This window comes from Mucilaginibacter sp. P1_A3, from assembly GCF_056406855.1.
Genome location: NZ_JBFTZJ010000002.1, coordinates 16483 through 32714 on the forward strand (window position 1 = coordinate 16483; position 16232 = coordinate 32714).

The following is a 16232-nucleotide window of genomic DNA, read 5'->3' on the forward strand; positions in this document are numbered from 1 at the left end:
CGGGTGTGTTATTCATTAACTGTAGTAGTGCTACAGTGTTTAGCTACTTTCTCAAACAAAGTACCCGGTTCAAAAGGTTTGGTGAGGTAGTCGCTCATGCCGGCATCAAATGCCTTGTTGTGGGTTTCGGGCATGGCGTCAGCAGTTAACGCAATGATCGGAATATCTGGGTATGATTTCTTGATGATAGCAGTTGCTTCAAAGCCATCCATAACAGGCATCTGCAAATCCATAATGATGAGGTTATAGCTGTTGTTGTTCACCATGTTAACGGCAAGCTCACCATTAAGCGCTTCATCAACCTGGGCATTCCATCTCTTTAAAAACCGGGTAGCTATCATCAGGTTCATTTTATTATCATCAACAATCAGTATTCTCATACCTGTTAAATCAAGCACATGCCCGGGAACAGAAGGGGTAAACTGCTGTTGACCTATGGCCTTCGGCGCAATATTAAAGGCGATTGAAAAGGCAAATGACGTGCCTTTGGCCAGTTCACTTTCAACAGATATAGTACTGTTGTGCAGTTCAACCAATCGTTTAGTAATAGCGAGGCCAAGGCCGGTACCGCCATAATCATTGTTGATAACCTGCTTATCCTGCATAAAGGGATCAAACACAATGTTGAAGCTATCGGCAGATATGCCTATGCCTGTATCGGTAACAGTAAATTTTACGGTTACATTTGAGTTGTGTATAAATTCCTTCTCTAATTTGATGGTAACTCCACCTTTATGAGTAAACTTAACCGCGTTACTAACCAGGTTGTTCATCACCTGGCTTAAACGCATAGCATCGCCGGTTATAATTTCGGGAATGTTTTCGTCAATGATAACATCTAATGTTAACTGTTTTTCGGCCACTTTGGAATGAAATGACTGCTTTATTTTTTGGATAAGTAGGTGAAGGTTAAACTGAGTATTGTTGAGTTCCAGCTTACCGGCTTCTATTTTGTTGTAATCTAAAATATCATTAATAATGGCCAGCAGGTTCTCTCCCGAAAATTTGAGTGTATTGAGGTATTCCATCTGCCCTGGCAGCGGATTTTCGGTTAATAATAAATTGGTAGTGCCAATAACAGCGTTCATCGGTGTGCGGATTTCATGGCTCATGATAGACAGGAACTCCGATTTGAATTTTGATGATTTTTCTGCAAGTTCTTTGGCCGATATCAGTTCTTGCCTGGCCTTTTGCTGATCGGTAATATCCTCTCCAATGCTGGTAGTTTCCTTCAGGTTTCCATTCTCATCATAGCTGATAGTATTTTGCCAGCTTATAATACGCAGATCGCCATTACGGCAAATAATAGGATTAACAAAATGGGCATTAATTGTATCGTTTTTGTACCAGTTCAGCAGAAAATCCTGCAGGTCATCAGGCACAAAGTTTTTCATCCAGTTCATTCCAACTATCTCCGTTTGGGAATAACCTACCAGGTTGGCCAGGTATTTATTGCAGAAAACTACATTAGCATTCTTGTCCAGCGTAATTGCAGCGAGGTTAATTGTTTCCAAAACCAGTTTGTATTTGCTTTCCGACTGGCGATAATCTAACTCCGCTTTTTTACGCTCGGTGATATCCTGTAATGTGCCAATTATTTTGCGAGTGCTTCCATCATCACGCTTCATTAGCTTACCTATAATAATGCTTAGGTATTTTACATTTCCGTTTGGTGTAATGATGCGATACTCATGCGATACATCTTTTAAGCCTTCAGGTTTTTTTAAGAGATGTTTTAAAATGTAGCTGTCATTAGGATGCACATATTTTAGCAACAGCTTAATAAAATCCGGTTCATGCGAAGTTGTTGCAGCCGGAATTTCGTAGATGACGTTCAGTTCCTCAGACCAAGCAAGTTTATTGGTAGTTAAATCCCACTTCCAGTTACCTATTTTGGCAATGGTTTGGGCCTCCATCAATTCTGCCTGGCTAATTTTTACGGCTTTTTCTGATAGCCTGGCTTCGGTAATATCCTGAAGTACACCAAAAATGCGCTTGTTATTGCCCTCTATATCCTGCAAAAGTGCGCCACGAATTATCTTGATATACTTTAAATTACCTTTAGGTGTAATAAATTTATGCTCAAACTGAGGTTGAGTGATTGCATGTATGCTTGATAGATAGGCCTCTGCGTTTTCCTGATCATCGGGGTGGATAAGACTGATGTAATAGTGGAATTTGCTAATATTTTCCGGTACACTATCTATTTCCAGCAGGGCATACAAGTTGTCAGACCAATAGGTTTCACTGGTAGTGTGATCATACCACCAGTTGCCTGTTTTTGAAATAGCCTGGGCTTCCAGCAAAAGCGCCTCATTGGCCTTTAAAGCATCGGCATATTTTTTTTGTTCTGATATATCAATAACCGATGCAGAGATCCTTCCTGTGTAAGCGCCGTTACGATCATATACCGGCATCATATCGCAGGTAAACCAGTTCCCGCTCCCATAATCTGATATATATTGGATAGAAGTAGGCAACCTGTTTTTTATTACATAATCAAGGGCGATATCGTATTTTATGGCTCTTTCAGGGGTTAAAACGTCGGCCAGTTTTTTACCAATGAGTAGGCTTGGGTTAATTGGTCTCGCGGTTAGTTCGTTATACCAGGCATTTAAGCAAACCTTATCTTCATTAAACTCAAAAATGATATCTTTAAGTGAATTAATAAGGGAATGAAGATCTTCCCGGCTTTCGCGTAGCATTCCATCATTGGCCAGTAAATCACGATTAAGGTCCATTGCCTTACCAATGGCATTTTTTAGCTGATACTGGTAAGCCATAATCACCAGGAAAGATACATATCCAATAATTGTAAAAATTAAAATTAGTACAGCCAATATTGTTAATGATATGTTTAAGTGGGGGGCTGTGTAATATGCAGCGATGATGGCAATTAAATTAAGTGCGCAAATGGCAACAAATTCCTTCCGCTTTTTGCAAAATAAAGTTAAGGCAATAAATATGGTAACGGAGCTAAACAGGTAAACATGTTCGAACCCGTTTTTACTAAGTAAAATACAATTATTGATTATTATAAATGATAGAATGGTGGTGTAAGTGCTTATTGTATAGATGGTTTTATTATTGCCGAAAGATATGGCCAGTGATAAAAGGCAAAAAAAGCTATTGATTATCCTCAACCAAATGGGATCATACGAGTCAAAAGAGCAGAGATAATGTAATGAAGGACTTGCTATGAATAAACCGATGAGCAATAGCCGGTAAATTGTATTGTCGTTTTGGATCATTAACAATGTTTTAACTTTCAACGACATTACTTGGTGCTTTTTTGATAAATTAGGGGGCGGTGCTCAATAAAAGAAGGTAAAATTAATAAATTTGCACCTGAAAATTTACAAAGAGTAAATTATCTTAGCGGTTATTAATACGCAGATTTAATTACATTTGTTGCAGATACAAAAATTTCTATGTCGGAAACAGCACAACTAAAAATTGGTGATAAAACATTTGAACTCCCGGTAATTGAGGGTACAGAAGGTGAAAAAGCAATAGATATTTCAAAACTGAGGGATCAAAGTGGTTATGTAACGCTGGATATCGGCTACAAAAACACAGGAGCTACCAAAAGCGCCATCACTTTTCTGGATGGAGAGAAGGGCATACTTAAATATCGTGGTTATTCAATTGAGCAACTGGCCGAGAATGCCAGCTTTATTGAAGTAGCCTATTTATTAATTTATGGCAGTTTACCAACCGAAAAAGAGTTAGATGAGTTTCAATATGAAATAAGCCGCCATACGTTGGTTCACGAGGATATGAAGAAGTTTTTTGATGGTTTTCCGTCAAAATCACATCCAATGGGTCAGCTTTCGTCATTGATTGGCGCGTTAGCTGCATTTAACCCCGAATCACTTAAGCAGGGTTTATCAACAGAGGAAGTAAACCTGGAGATAAAAAAGCTACTTGCCAAAATGAGCACCGTGGTTTCATGGATCTATAAAAAATCATTAGGCCATCCGGTTGTTTATCCGCAAAATAAATATGATTATGTAACCAACTTCCTGTACATGACGTTTGCCGAACGTACAGAAGATTATAAGGTTGATAGGGTAGTAGTTGATGTAATGAACAAATTACTGATACTCCATGCCGATCATGAGCAAAACTGCTCTACATCAACCGTGCGTATTGTTGGTTCATCTGATGCAAATTTATATGCATCAATCTCTGCCGGTATTTCAGCACTTTGGGGCCCGCTGCATGGCGGCGCAAACCAGGCCGTTATTGAGATGCTGGAGAAAATTAAAAATGATGGTGGTGATACCGATAAATGGATTGCCAAAGCCAAGGATAAAAACGATCCGTTCCGCTTAATGGGTTTTGGTCACCGTGTATACAAGAATTTTGATCCAAGGGCCAAGATCATCAAAAAGGCCTGCGATGATATATTAGAGAAATTAGGTATCAATGATGAAGTACTGGAGATAGCTAAAAAACTGGAAGAGGTAGCGCTGAAAGACCCTTATTTTGTTGAGCGCAAACTTTATCCAAACGTTGATTTTTACTCGGGTATTATTTACCGTGCCTTGGGTTTCCCTACAGAAATGTTTACCGTATTGTTTGCACTTGGCCGTTTACCGGGCTGGATTGCACAATGGAAAGAAATGAAAGAGAACAAAGAGCCTATTGGTCGCCCACGTCAGATTTATACCGGCGACACTGATAGAGAGTATAAGGACATTAAGGATAGATAAATTCCTTTTGACCAAGGATAAAAGATAAAGTAAAAAGCGATGGGATTAACTCCATCGCTTTTTTTATGGCCAATAACCGAAAAAGCCCGCTGGTTTTCACCAGGCGGGCGTTCAAATCAATCAGTCAACTGTATAAAATTCTTATTGCTTTACCATTGTATAGGTAGCCTGAGCATTATCATTTCCGATAGGTTTAAAAGTGATTTTGTAGGTGCCTGAAACAGGTACAGGGATATTGTCATCATCTGATGAAGTCAGGATGGTGCCATTTGCTCCTGTTTTAGGAATACCGTAACTATGTGTCCAGGCATGCCCAAGTCTAACTTTGATTGAGCCAGTAGATTTTAATGGAAGCGTAACGCTCCATGATCCGCTACCATCGTTGGCGGATTTCATATCCACATCGTTACCATCGCTCCATCCGTTTGCGCCGTCACCAATAATACTGTAATAATCTGTGAAGGATTCAAATGAAATTTTGTTAGTATTAAGGTTAAGCGTAACCGTATAAAAGCCAGGAGCCGCAGGAGCGTAGAAATTATTGGCTCCGCCTATAGCCACATTACTGCTGGTGGTGTTTTGAGGATCAGCAGTGGCGTATTTATTGTCGTAGCTTTTTTTACCGGGTACTACCAGGAATTGGTTATTACCAGCAGTAAAATTAATTATACCAACATAAATGCCGTTGCTTGTAGCAGATATTAAGCTATCCTGGTGATTGATATCCCATCCCTGGAATGCGCCAACGGTATACAAAAATGAAGTTAAATTAAACGGTGTAGTTGTTAACGTAATATCGTTTGAATATGTAGGAGCAACTACCGAACCAGTGAATTGTGTTTTTAAACGCACATGAACAGTTGTTGCAACGCCCCCAGGTAATTTTGCGGCCAGCAACAAGTTGTTAAAATCCATAACAGTAAATGTTTTTGAAACATCTTTGCTGCTTAAGGTAGTCTCTTTAGTCAACGTATCTACGAAAGCTGCGGTACCACTTACTTGTATCGAATTGCTTATCGCAGAACTGAAGCCAAAGCTTGGCGCTTTAAAGGTGAAGGTGATGGCATTATCTGTAAGGTGTGCTTTGCTAAGCGTAGGCGTAGTTGTACTTGCTGTCAGTGTGCCTTTTGCTGTTGACGGTGATGCCACAACTTTATTACTTTCATCCTTTTTGCAGGATGCCAGCATCAACAGCGCAATACTGCCGAAAGCCAGGAATTTTGTAAATGATTTTTTCATAATCTCTTCTTATATTTTATGGAACGGTTAACCGGGTATCTTCATTAAAAGATACCCGGAACGTTTTTTAATATCCTGTGTTTTGTTTTAAGTTAGTATTGGCTGCAACATCGCTGCTTGGTAATGGGAATATGGTGCGGAATGCTTCAACGGATTTACCATTTTTAGCTCCACCTTTAAACGGCCATAAATAGGTGTCTTCAACAAATTTTCCATAACGGATCAAATCTGTACGGCGGAAACCTTCCCAATACAACTCTCTTCCTCTTTCGTCAAGGATGTTATCAACTGTTATACTTGTTAAATTCCCGCTGGCATTACCGTAGGCACGTGTGCGTAATGCATTTACATAACCTAAAGCTGTAACAGCATCGCCACCCGAGCCACCACGTAAAACCGCCTCGGCATAAGTAAGGTACATTTCCGGTAAGCGGAAAATAGGAATATCCATATCAGCAAAATCCAAACTTTGAGGCGCGCCGCCGTCAATTTTAACATCTTTAAACTTGGTTATTCCATAACCATCGGTAAAGGTGCCTATGTCGGTGATATCTAAATTTTGACCAGGTGTATAAAATTGCGCGCGTTTATCTGCACTTGAAGCACCACCCGGAAACAGGTTAACCAAAGCTTTAGTAGTACGTGCACCTCCCCAGCCACCGCTGATACCAAATTCAGATGCAGGCATTGAACCACCTACAGGTGCATGAGTCATAAAGGTTGCACCACCATAGCTTTGTGTATGCAATCCATCATAGTTAATGGTTAGGATAAATTCTCTGCGGTTCAAATTATTGTCGGCACGCATTAATTTGGTGTAGTCGCTAATTAAAGAATAGCCGGCGCCAATTACCTTTTTAGAGTAGGTAATAGCATCTGTGTTTCTGTCTGTACCGGTATATACTTTGGCATTCAGATATATTCTTGCCAATAAGGCCCATGCTGCTGCCTTATCTGCACGGCCATACTCGTTTGTTTTAGGGTCAGCTAAACCTGCATCAATTGCTTTCAATTCGCTTTCAACATAAGTAAAAAGATCCTTGCGCAAAATTTGTTTAGGTAATGTTGAGCCTAATGCATCTGCTTCTGTTACAAATGGAGGGTTACCAAACATATCCATCAATGTAGCATATTGGTAAGCTCTTAAAAAGCGGGCTTCAGCCTTAAATCTTCTAATGTTATCAGCATCAGCACCTGCAATTCCCCTGCTGCTTAAATTTGCATCAGAAGACTGACGGATGAAATCGTTGGCCAGTGTGATCTGGTACATGGAACGATAGTACAAGCCTTTTAAAAATACATTACTTGATGACCAGCTCATGTTATGGAAATCGGGAAGACCAACGTCTCCCCAGCCTATAACAGCTTCATCAGTAGATAATTCCTGGGCACACCATAATAAACGGAAATAATCAGAAGTACCTTCGTCTAATCCCTGGATATCCTTGGTGTTGTCATCGCCTGCCGGTCCTTTATTTCCGGTTAGGGCAAAACTTCCGTAAACTTTTGCAAAAGCTTGTTTATAACCGGTGGCGGTGCTGTAAACCTGCGCTGATGTTACATCGTTAGTTGGGAGCAGGTCGAGTTTTTTGGTACATGATACCAAGCTACCTGATATCAATCCGGCAACTAATAATATTTTAAATGAATTTTTTTTCATGCTAATTTTTTTATAATAATCAAATAATTACAGCGATAGATTTAAACCTAAAACGTAAGTACGCGGTCTTGGATAAAAGTTGTTATCAATTCCATTGCTTACTTCAGGATCTAACCCTTTATATTTTGTTATAATAAACACATTCTGAACATTTGCACTTACCCTAAGGTTACCTCTGCTGCCAAATATTTTACCAAAGTTGTAGCCTATGTTCGCATTGTCCATTCTGATAAATGAGGCATTTTGAATGTAATAGTCTGATAGCACATTTTTATCATTGCTGCCGCTTAAGCCGCTCTCCAATAAATTTGTTGATGCATTGTTTATAATTCCTATCGGGTTAAGAACGCTTATTTTTGTGCCCGAGCCCGAGAATACGTTATTATAGGCATAGTTACCTACGCTTGCCCTGGCAACAAAACCAGCAGACCATTTTTTATAGTTAACGTTTGATGTTAAACCAAAGTACCCTTTAGGATCCGGGCTTTTATAATGATAAAGATCTTGCGTGTTTATTACGCCATCATTATTACGGTCAACAAAAACGCCATCCAGAGGTTTGCCATTTGTTCCGTACACCTGTTGGTATACATAAAATGAATTTCTTGCATAACCTACCGACTGGATCTGTATGTTGTTACCTGTTCCGCCAGAAATGCCGCCGGTTGGGCTACCTGCGTAATTCGGATCATTTGAAATGGTAAGCTTGGTTATTTTGTTTGTATTATAGGTAGCATTAAAATTAACATTCCAGGTTACATCTTTGCTCCTGATGATGTCCGAGCTTATATTAAACTCAACACCACTGCTTTTTGCATCACCAATATTTGCTACAATCTCATTGGTGAAGTTGGTACCGGCCGGCTGCGAAATTTTGTTTAACAAATGCGTTGTTTTACGGTTAAAGTAATCAACACTACCGGTTATCCTGTTATCTATAAAGCCGAAATCTAAACCAATATTTGTAGCTGCGGTTTGTTCCCAAGTTCTGTTGTAATAATATCCTCCGGGGCGGTACAAGCTATAAAATGTGTTGTCAAACTGGTATTGCGCGGTACTATTACTTAAGTTATAATAAGAAATGTAATCATAGTTGCCAATACCTTCCTGCTGGCCTGTAACTCCATAACCAACCCGCAACTTTAAATCAGAAATTACCGATGAGCTTTTTAGGAATGATTCTTCTTTAATTTTCCAGGCAAATGCTCCCGATGGGAACGTACCGAACTTTTGATCTGGATTAAACCTTGATGATCCATCACGGCGTACAGTACCAGTTAAAATATACTTGTCTTCAAAAACATAATTCAAACGTCCGTAAACTGATATTAATCTATTTTCCGGTTTATCAAAAGGATAAGTAGGAGGGGTTACAACAGTTTTGTCGTAGGTGTAATCATTATAGTTATAATTAGTAGTCTCGAAATCCTGGTAAGAATAACCGGCTACTGCATCAATATGGCTTGCTATATTTTTAAAATCTTTTGCGTAGCTTAAATAGCCTTCAAAAATTTTATTTGATTGCGTTTGTTTGTAAACGTTATTGGTACCGCCATGAAACTTTCCTTGTGGATCTTTAAAGCGGTTATAACCGTTAGCTGCGCTATCAGGGATAATGGTATGTCCATCACCCTTTGAAATATCATAGCCAAAGTTAACGTTGGCGTGTAATTCAGGTAAAAAATGGAATTTGTAATCAAGTTGTAAGTTACCTATGCTTCTGTAAACCTTACTTCTGTTGTCTTGTTGCTCAAGCAAACCCAGTGGGTTTAAACCAGCTAATGATCTTAAACCAGAAGTTGACTTTGAATCAAGCCACTCATAATAGCCGCCAAAACGTTTGCTGCCAGAGTAAACGGGTTGTGTAGGGTCAAAACTTACAGAGGAGCCAACAGCGCCTTCGTTTGCAAACCTTTGTTTAACCTGCGCACCTTTTAAGTTTAAATTTATTTTTAAATGATTGGTAAACAGGGTTGGATTAAGGTTTATAGCGCCTGTTAAACGCTCTAATGAGCTTGTTTTTAATATACCATCCTGATTTAAGTAACCAAAAGAAACGCGGTAAGGTAAAACTTTAGTAGCACCAGAAACGCTGATATTGTTGTCTGTTGATACGGCAGTTTGATAGATCTGTTTTTGCCAGTCAGTATTTGCGGTGCCTAACTGGGCTTGCTGGGCAGCTGATCCGTTTGCTTTTACATAATCACGAAGCTGATCTGCACTAAGTACGCTCGCCTCTTTAACTAATTTAGATACAGAGAACTGTGTGCTAAAATCAACAGTTGGTTTACCGCTGCTTCCTTTTTTGGTGGTAATTAAAATTACACCATTTGAAGCCCTGTTACCATATATTGCGGCAGCAGATGCATCTTTTAATATAGAAAATGATTCTATATCATTTGGATTGATTAAACTTAATGGGTTTGCAGCTCCAGAAATGCTGCTGTTACTGATAGGCACTCCATCAATAACAATAAGTGGGTCATTACTTGCAGATAGTGAAGCACCACCGCGAATACGGATCTGGCTTCCTGCGCCTGGGGCACCGCTGTTTGAAATTACAGAAACACCTGCAACCTTACCTGCAATTAATTGTTCAGGAGTTGTGATAACTCCCTTTTGAAAATCCTTTGAAGTAACGTTTGCGATAGATCCTGAAAGATCCTTCTTTTTTTGAGTACCGTAACCTATAACCACAACTTCATTCAGGCTTTTACTTTCAGGCTGAAGGCTGAAATCAACTACCGTAACAGCGGTATTTACCGTAACGGTTTTCTTTAAAGGGATGTAACCTAAAAATTTAGCGGTTACGGTAACGTTCCCGGTCTTAATACCGGTTATGGTAAAACTACCATTTGCATCGGTACTTCCACCAAGGGTTGTGCCATCAATGGTAACTGAAGCGCCGGGTAGGGGCGCATTGGTTTCGTCTAATACCTTGCCTTTGATGCTTCCGGTTTGGGCAAATGCCATCACTGACATCATTAGAAAGGCACAAAGGAGAACGTACTTTTTTGAGTAATTTTTTCTCATTTACTTTTTGGTTTGTGTGAATAAAAAAGGCTTATTTAGCCAGTACTTAATTGGTCTGATAATTTTGCTGTAATAGCACGTGACTAATTTACATTTAGAAATAATAAATGCAAATTTTATGTAAAAGATAATTTTGAAGGAATAAATTAAGGTATAGTTAACTTTAGGGCAACCTTAGGAAAGTTATTTTTTTTAAGGGTTTAATGTCTTTTTTGTGGGAAATTTGCAGATTTACAAAGATTTGCACGAAACTAAGTGTCAAAATTACACATTGCGTAATTTTCCTAATATGTAACCAATTTCCGGGAACGTTCCCGGAAATTACTTGTCAATGAAACAATTAATAATGAGAAAAAAAATATTTTTCTGCGCGTTTTGGATTTTAAGTCAAAGTTTTTTACTTTTTGGACAGGTAAAAACTGCCTTTAAAACGGGCAAAATAGCCTCTTTAAAAAGTGCATCTGAGCATCTGTTTTTGGCCGGTAATTTTAACAACTGGAACCCGGCAGATAGTGCCTGGCAAATGAAACCGAATACAGATGGCAGCTACCAGCTTTTGAAAGTTATGCCCAAAGGCATTTACAATTACAAAATAACCCGTGGCAGCTGGGGTACAGTTGAATGCAACACCGCTGGTAAAGGCATTGATAACCGAACGCTTAGTGTTGCAAATGATACTTTGATAACTTTAGATGTTGCCGCCTGGCAGGATAATTTTGCAACTGCAGCAAAGCAACATACAGCTTCAGCACAGGTACATATTATAAGCGATAAGTTTGAAATACCGCAACTGGGCAGGCAACGCCGTGTATGGATCTACCTGCCCAAAGATTATGCCTCATCCAAAAAGAAATTCCCTGTAATTTATATGCACGATGGGCAAAATCTGTTTGATGACTACTATAGCGGTTATGGCGAATGGGGAATTGATGAACTGCTTGATAAAGTATTGCCTCAAAAAGAATGTATAGTAGTAGGCATTGATCACGGCGGTGATTATCGCATTACAGAATATGATCCCTATAATTCAAAATACGGCAAGGGCATGGGTGCCGATTACGTTGAGTTTTTAGTTAAAACCCTAAAGCCATACATTGATATGCATTATAAAACTAAAGCCGGTGCAAAATATACTACCATTGCAGGCAGCTCCATGGGCGGGCTGATATCTATGTATGCTACCATTAAATATCCTGAAGTATTTGGTAATGCCGGTATATTTTCGCCCGCGTTTTGGATAGCGCCAGAAATTTATGAGCTGGCAAAACAAAAGCAGATAGGGAATAAAGCCCGCTTTTACTTTGTATGCGGCGATGCCGAGAGTGAAGATATGGTTGCCGATATGAAAAAAATGGCTGCGATTGTACAACAAAAAGGTGTAATGCCTAAAAACGCCCCGGTAGTAATTATTAAAGGTGCCAGCCATAATGAGAAACAATGGAATGGCGATTTTCCGGACTTTTATAAATGGCTGTTTAAGTAATAAGCACATTTTTTATACTCTTATTTCTTGTCTCTTGATTCCTGCCGCTTTCTCACTAAATTTGGGGCTTACCCAAATACATGACCATAGAGGAAATATTAAAACAGTACTGGAACCATGATCATTTCAGGCCGATGCAGGCCGAGATCATCAAATCTGTTTTATTAGGTCGTGATACCTTGGCTTTATTACCTACCGGTGGTGGCAAATCTGTTTGTTTCCAGGTGCCTGCGCTGGCAAAAGAGGGGATATGTATTGTGGTTTCGCCACTTATAGCCCTCATGAAAGATCAGGTAGAAACCCTGAAAGGGAAAGGTATCAATGCAGTGGCCATTGTATCGGGCATGGGATTGCGCGAGATTGATCTGGCCCTGGATAACTGCATCTATGGCTCGGTTAAATTTTTGTACCTCTCGCCCGAGCGGCTACTTTCTGAACTGGTACGCGAGCGTATCAAGTATATGAAGGTAAACCTGATTGCCATTGATGAGGCACATTGTATATCGCAATGGGGATATGATTTTAGGCCGTCATACCTGCACATCGCTGATTTGCGCGAACTTCATCCCGATGTACCTGTGCTTGCACTAACTGCTACGGCGACAGTTGACGTTAAGCGGGATATACAGGATAAATTACTGTTTAAAGATCAGGTTGTATACCAGCAAAGTTTTGAACGCAAAAACATTAGCTATGTGGTGCAAAATGCCGAGAATAAATTGCGCCGTATGCTGGATATAGCCAAAGGTGTTAAAGGCAGCGGTATTGTGTATGTACGCAGCCGTAAGGATGCCGCCGACATAGCAAAGTTTTACAACGAAAACGGTATCAAAGCCGACTATTACCACGCCGGTTTACCCATGGATATAAGAGCCGAGCGACAGGAAAGCTGGAAAAGCAACCGCACCCGGGTAATTGTTGCCACCAATGCATTTGGGATGGGGATTGATAAGCCTGATGTGCGCTTTGTGATCCATAAAGATATGCCCGAAAGTTTGGAGGCTTATTACCAGGAGGCAGGGCGTGGAGGGCGAGATGAGCAAAAAGCTTATGGCGTATTGCTGTATACCCATGCAGATAGGTTACGACAGGAAAAAATGTTCCTGCTTAATTTCCCTTCGGTTGATGAAATTAAGCAGGTATACCATAGCCTGGCTAATTATTACCAGCTTGCTTACGAGGCAGGTGAGGGGTTAAGCTTTGACCTTGACCTGGGCGATTTTTGCAGCCGGTTTAAGCTGGACCCCATTAAAACTTTAAATGCACTTAAATTTTTGGAAAAGGATGAATACCTATCATTCAATGAAAGTGTGTTTCTGCCATCGCGTTTCAGGTTTGAGGTGGTGAACGAGGTATTATATAATTTCCAGATTCAGAATGCTGGTTGGGATCCGTTTATTAAAACCCTGCTGCGCTCCTACGGTGGCTCATTTGAGGATTACGTAAGGATTAAAGAATTTGACCTTGCCCGGCGCACAAACCTTAGCGTTCAACAGGTTGTTGATGGTTTGTTGCAATTACAGCAGTTTGGTTTAATAAGTTACCTGCAACAAACAGATAAGCCGCAGATTACTTATTTAAAGGCCAGGCAACAGGCCACCCGCTTGTTTATCAACAAAAACTATATTGAGGAGCGCAAGGAAACCTATCGTCAAAAAATGGAGGCGGTTTTTGCGTATGCCATTCATCAAAAATGCAGGAGCCAAATGTTGCTGGCTTACTTTGATGAGGTAAATGCCCGCAAATGCGGTATCTGCGATGTTTGCCTGGATGAAAAACGCCACAAAAACGCCGACGAAATATTTGATAACATTACAAACGAGATTGTGCAGCTATTAAGCGTATCAACCCCTGATATTGGCACACTTGTAACCACTATCAATATCGGCACCGAAAAAGAGAAGATGGAAGCTATCAGGCTACTGCTTGATGCCGGCAAAATTAAAACAGACGGCGAGAAGTATTATATGTAATTTGGCTCGTGTTGCGGGATGCGAGGTTCGGGCTTGGTTGTAAGTAATATTGATCTTTCATCTCTTTTTTAATTCGCACAGCAGGTTGTAAACCCCTGTCTGCGGCTCCGCGGCCAACAACCCGCCCCGGAGCCGAAATCCCCCGAAAAATTTATCGTTATTTCACCGGATAAAATCTACCACTTACCGACAAAAAACCTGCATACAACTATTACAGGTTATACTGCTGTAACGTTTTTTAATGGAGATCGTCATATAGGTGTATTTAAAAATATAAATAAACAATCATCTGACAATCAAAATATTAATATCATGAAAACTAACTTAATCGCCATCTTAGCAGTAATAGTTACCGTACTTGGCTTCACAAATTCAACTTACGCAGCAGTAGATAATACTACTAAAGGTGTTGTTTTAACAGACATCAGCAGCATCAATAAAATAGAGGTTTATGGAAATGTGCAGTTATACATTTCAACCGGTGCTGCCGACCAGGTAAAAGTTTACAATCAGTACTATGCCGAAAGCGCCTTGGTTCAATCACAAAAAGGTGTTTTAAGGATCTCATCATACAAAACCGAAAAATTGGTAGTTTGGGTTACTGCAGAAGAACTTTCATCAATCACAGCTTATGATAACGCTGAAATAAAATCATTTGGAAACCTATCTGCCATAGAGCTCGACGTGAAATTATATAACAATGCATCTGCCGATTTAAAATTGGATACCTACAGCGCCCGTGTTACTATGAATGACCGCGCAAAAGCTGATATCAGCGGTACCGTAAAAGAATATAACCTGGTACACAACATATCTTCAACCGTAAACAGGACCTACCTGGTTGCCGATCACGCTACAGAAAAATTAATCGGCGATAAAGCAAAATCTGACGACTATGCAGGCATATAACGCTACTCAAAAACAATCTGCCATAAAATATTAAGCAGCCACCCAAACGGGTGGCTGCTTTTGCTTTGGGGGAAGCGTTGGACCTTCTTAAAATGGCACTACAAATACAACCCGCAATTTTAATGTGTAAAATTTTCGTATATTTGCAAAACAAACGGAAATTTATAGCTATTTCCTTATAGCCACCCACTAATCAATTCTTATTGATCAGGGTTCATTTTTATCCCCGCTGATACCGTTGCTGCCCGGAAATTAAATTGATGATATCCTTTTCATGTAATTCAAGATACCGAACTTTAGTTCCGTTGATCAGATTGATACAGGTTGTAACCAGGGAAAAGCTCATTGTTTAACTAAATTTTAATAAACATGGCTAAATCGCAGGCAACATTCATGAAAAAACAACTCGAAAAAAATCGTCAGAAAAAGAAAGAGGATAAAGAGCAACGCAAGCAGGAGCGTCAGCAAAATGGTGGCGGAAGTGACCTGGAAAGCATGATGGCTTACGTTAATGAATTTGGCGAAATAGTATCTACTCCTCCCGAAAAGAAAGTATAAACTTCTTTATTTACAATATTATGTAGTGTAACAATATGAACGTTTACACTACATAAATCATTGTAAGTTTCTCCCTTAAATAAATACCTCATCTACCCTTTGAACCTTTTTGAGTTTTAATTGTCGTACATAAAAAACACGAGTAATTAAAAAACTATGAAGATCAATTTATGCTTGCTGCTGGTAGTAGCTTTTATGGCATCCTGCGCCGGAGGCCGTAGCAATTCTGGTAGCGCCGATACCTCTGGTATTAAGCCCTCACAAAAAGATTCCCAGTTAGCCAATGTTGCAAACGCTCCTGATATTAATATGCAATACTGCTTTTTTCATACGGATGGTACAAAAGACCAGGACACCACAAAAGTAAGCATGTTGATAAATGGTGACAAGGTAAATGGTGAAATGAGCTGGCTCCCCAAAGAAAAGGACTCGAAAAAAGGCCTGTTGACAGGTACCCTTAACGGCAACATTATTAAAGCTGTTTGGACATTTAACCAGGAAGGTGTTAAGGATACCATGAACGTTGAATTTCAGTTAAGAGGAAATGCCCTCGCCCAAAAGCCTTATAAATACGATACTAAAACAGGCCGGCAGCAAACCAACGGCGCGGCCGAATTTAGCGTGCTGTACAGCATGAAAAATTGTAACTAATTGTTTAG

Annotated in this window: 10 protein-coding genes; 6 read left to right on the plus strand and 4 right to left on the minus strand. The window is 39.8% G+C overall.

Annotated elements, in window-relative coordinates; genetic code table 11:
- Positions 1-8: 8 nt before the first annotated feature.
- Positions 9-3251 (minus strand): PAS domain-containing hybrid sensor histidine kinase/response regulator, encoded by a 3243-nt coding sequence (locus AC1D0K_RS04355; RefSeq protein WP_477397435.1) that lies wholly within the window; start codon positions 3249-3251, stop codon positions 9-11.
- A gap of 180 nt (positions 3252-3431) precedes the next feature.
- Between AC1D0K_RS04355 and AC1D0K_RS04360 the strand changes: the two genes are divergently transcribed.
- On the plus strand, positions 3432-4718 hold the full coding sequence (locus AC1D0K_RS04360) for a citrate synthase (RefSeq protein WP_295716260.1): 1287 nt from the start codon (positions 3432-3434) through the stop codon (positions 4716-4718).
- A 141-nt stretch (positions 4719-4859) separates the two neighbouring features.
- On the opposite strand, the gene AC1D0K_RS04365 is transcribed toward AC1D0K_RS04360, so the two are convergent.
- From AC1D0K_RS04365 to AC1D0K_RS04375, 3 genes are all read right to left on the minus strand, one after another.
- Positions 4860-5957, minus strand: coding sequence for a SusE domain-containing protein (locus tag AC1D0K_RS04365; RefSeq protein ID WP_477394314.1), 1098 nt, complete (start codon positions 5955-5957; stop codon positions 4860-4862).
- A gap of 67 nt (positions 5958-6024) precedes the next feature.
- On the minus strand, positions 6025-7617 hold the full coding sequence (locus AC1D0K_RS04370) for a RagB/SusD family nutrient uptake outer membrane protein (protein ID WP_477394316.1): 1593 nt from the start codon (positions 7615-7617) through the stop codon (positions 6025-6027).
- A gap of 27 nt (positions 7618-7644) precedes the next feature.
- Complete coding sequence (locus AC1D0K_RS04375) at positions 7645-10650, minus strand: SusC/RagA family TonB-linked outer membrane protein (RefSeq protein ID WP_477394318.1); 3006 nt, start codon at positions 10648-10650, stop codon at positions 7645-7647.
- Positions 10651-10996: 346 nt separating this feature from the next.
- On the opposite strand from AC1D0K_RS04375, the gene AC1D0K_RS04380 reads away from it, so the two are divergent.
- From AC1D0K_RS04380 to AC1D0K_RS04400, 5 genes are all read left to right on the plus strand, one after another.
- Positions 10997-12133, plus strand: coding sequence for an alpha/beta hydrolase-fold protein (locus AC1D0K_RS04380; protein ID WP_477442602.1), 1137 nt, complete (start codon positions 10997-10999; stop codon positions 12131-12133).
- An 80-nt stretch (positions 12134-12213) separates the two neighbouring features.
- Positions 12214-14106, plus strand: a complete 1893-nt coding sequence (locus AC1D0K_RS04385; RefSeq protein WP_477394322.1) for a RecQ family ATP-dependent DNA helicase — start codon at positions 12214-12216, stop codon at positions 14104-14106.
- Between the two features lie 312 nt (positions 14107-14418).
- Positions 14419-15015, plus strand: coding sequence for a GIN domain-containing protein (locus AC1D0K_RS04390; protein WP_477394324.1), 597 nt, complete (start codon positions 14419-14421; stop codon positions 15013-15015).
- Between the two features lie 393 nt (positions 15016-15408).
- A complete protein-coding gene (locus AC1D0K_RS04395) occupies positions 15409-15573 on the plus strand; it encodes a hypothetical protein (RefSeq protein WP_477394326.1) in 165 nt (54 codons plus the stop codon).
- A 156-nt stretch (positions 15574-15729) separates the two neighbouring features.
- A complete protein-coding gene (locus AC1D0K_RS04400) occupies positions 15730-16224 on the plus strand; it encodes a hypothetical protein (RefSeq protein WP_477394328.1) in 495 nt (164 codons plus the stop codon).
- Positions 16225-16232 lie beyond the last annotated feature (8 nt).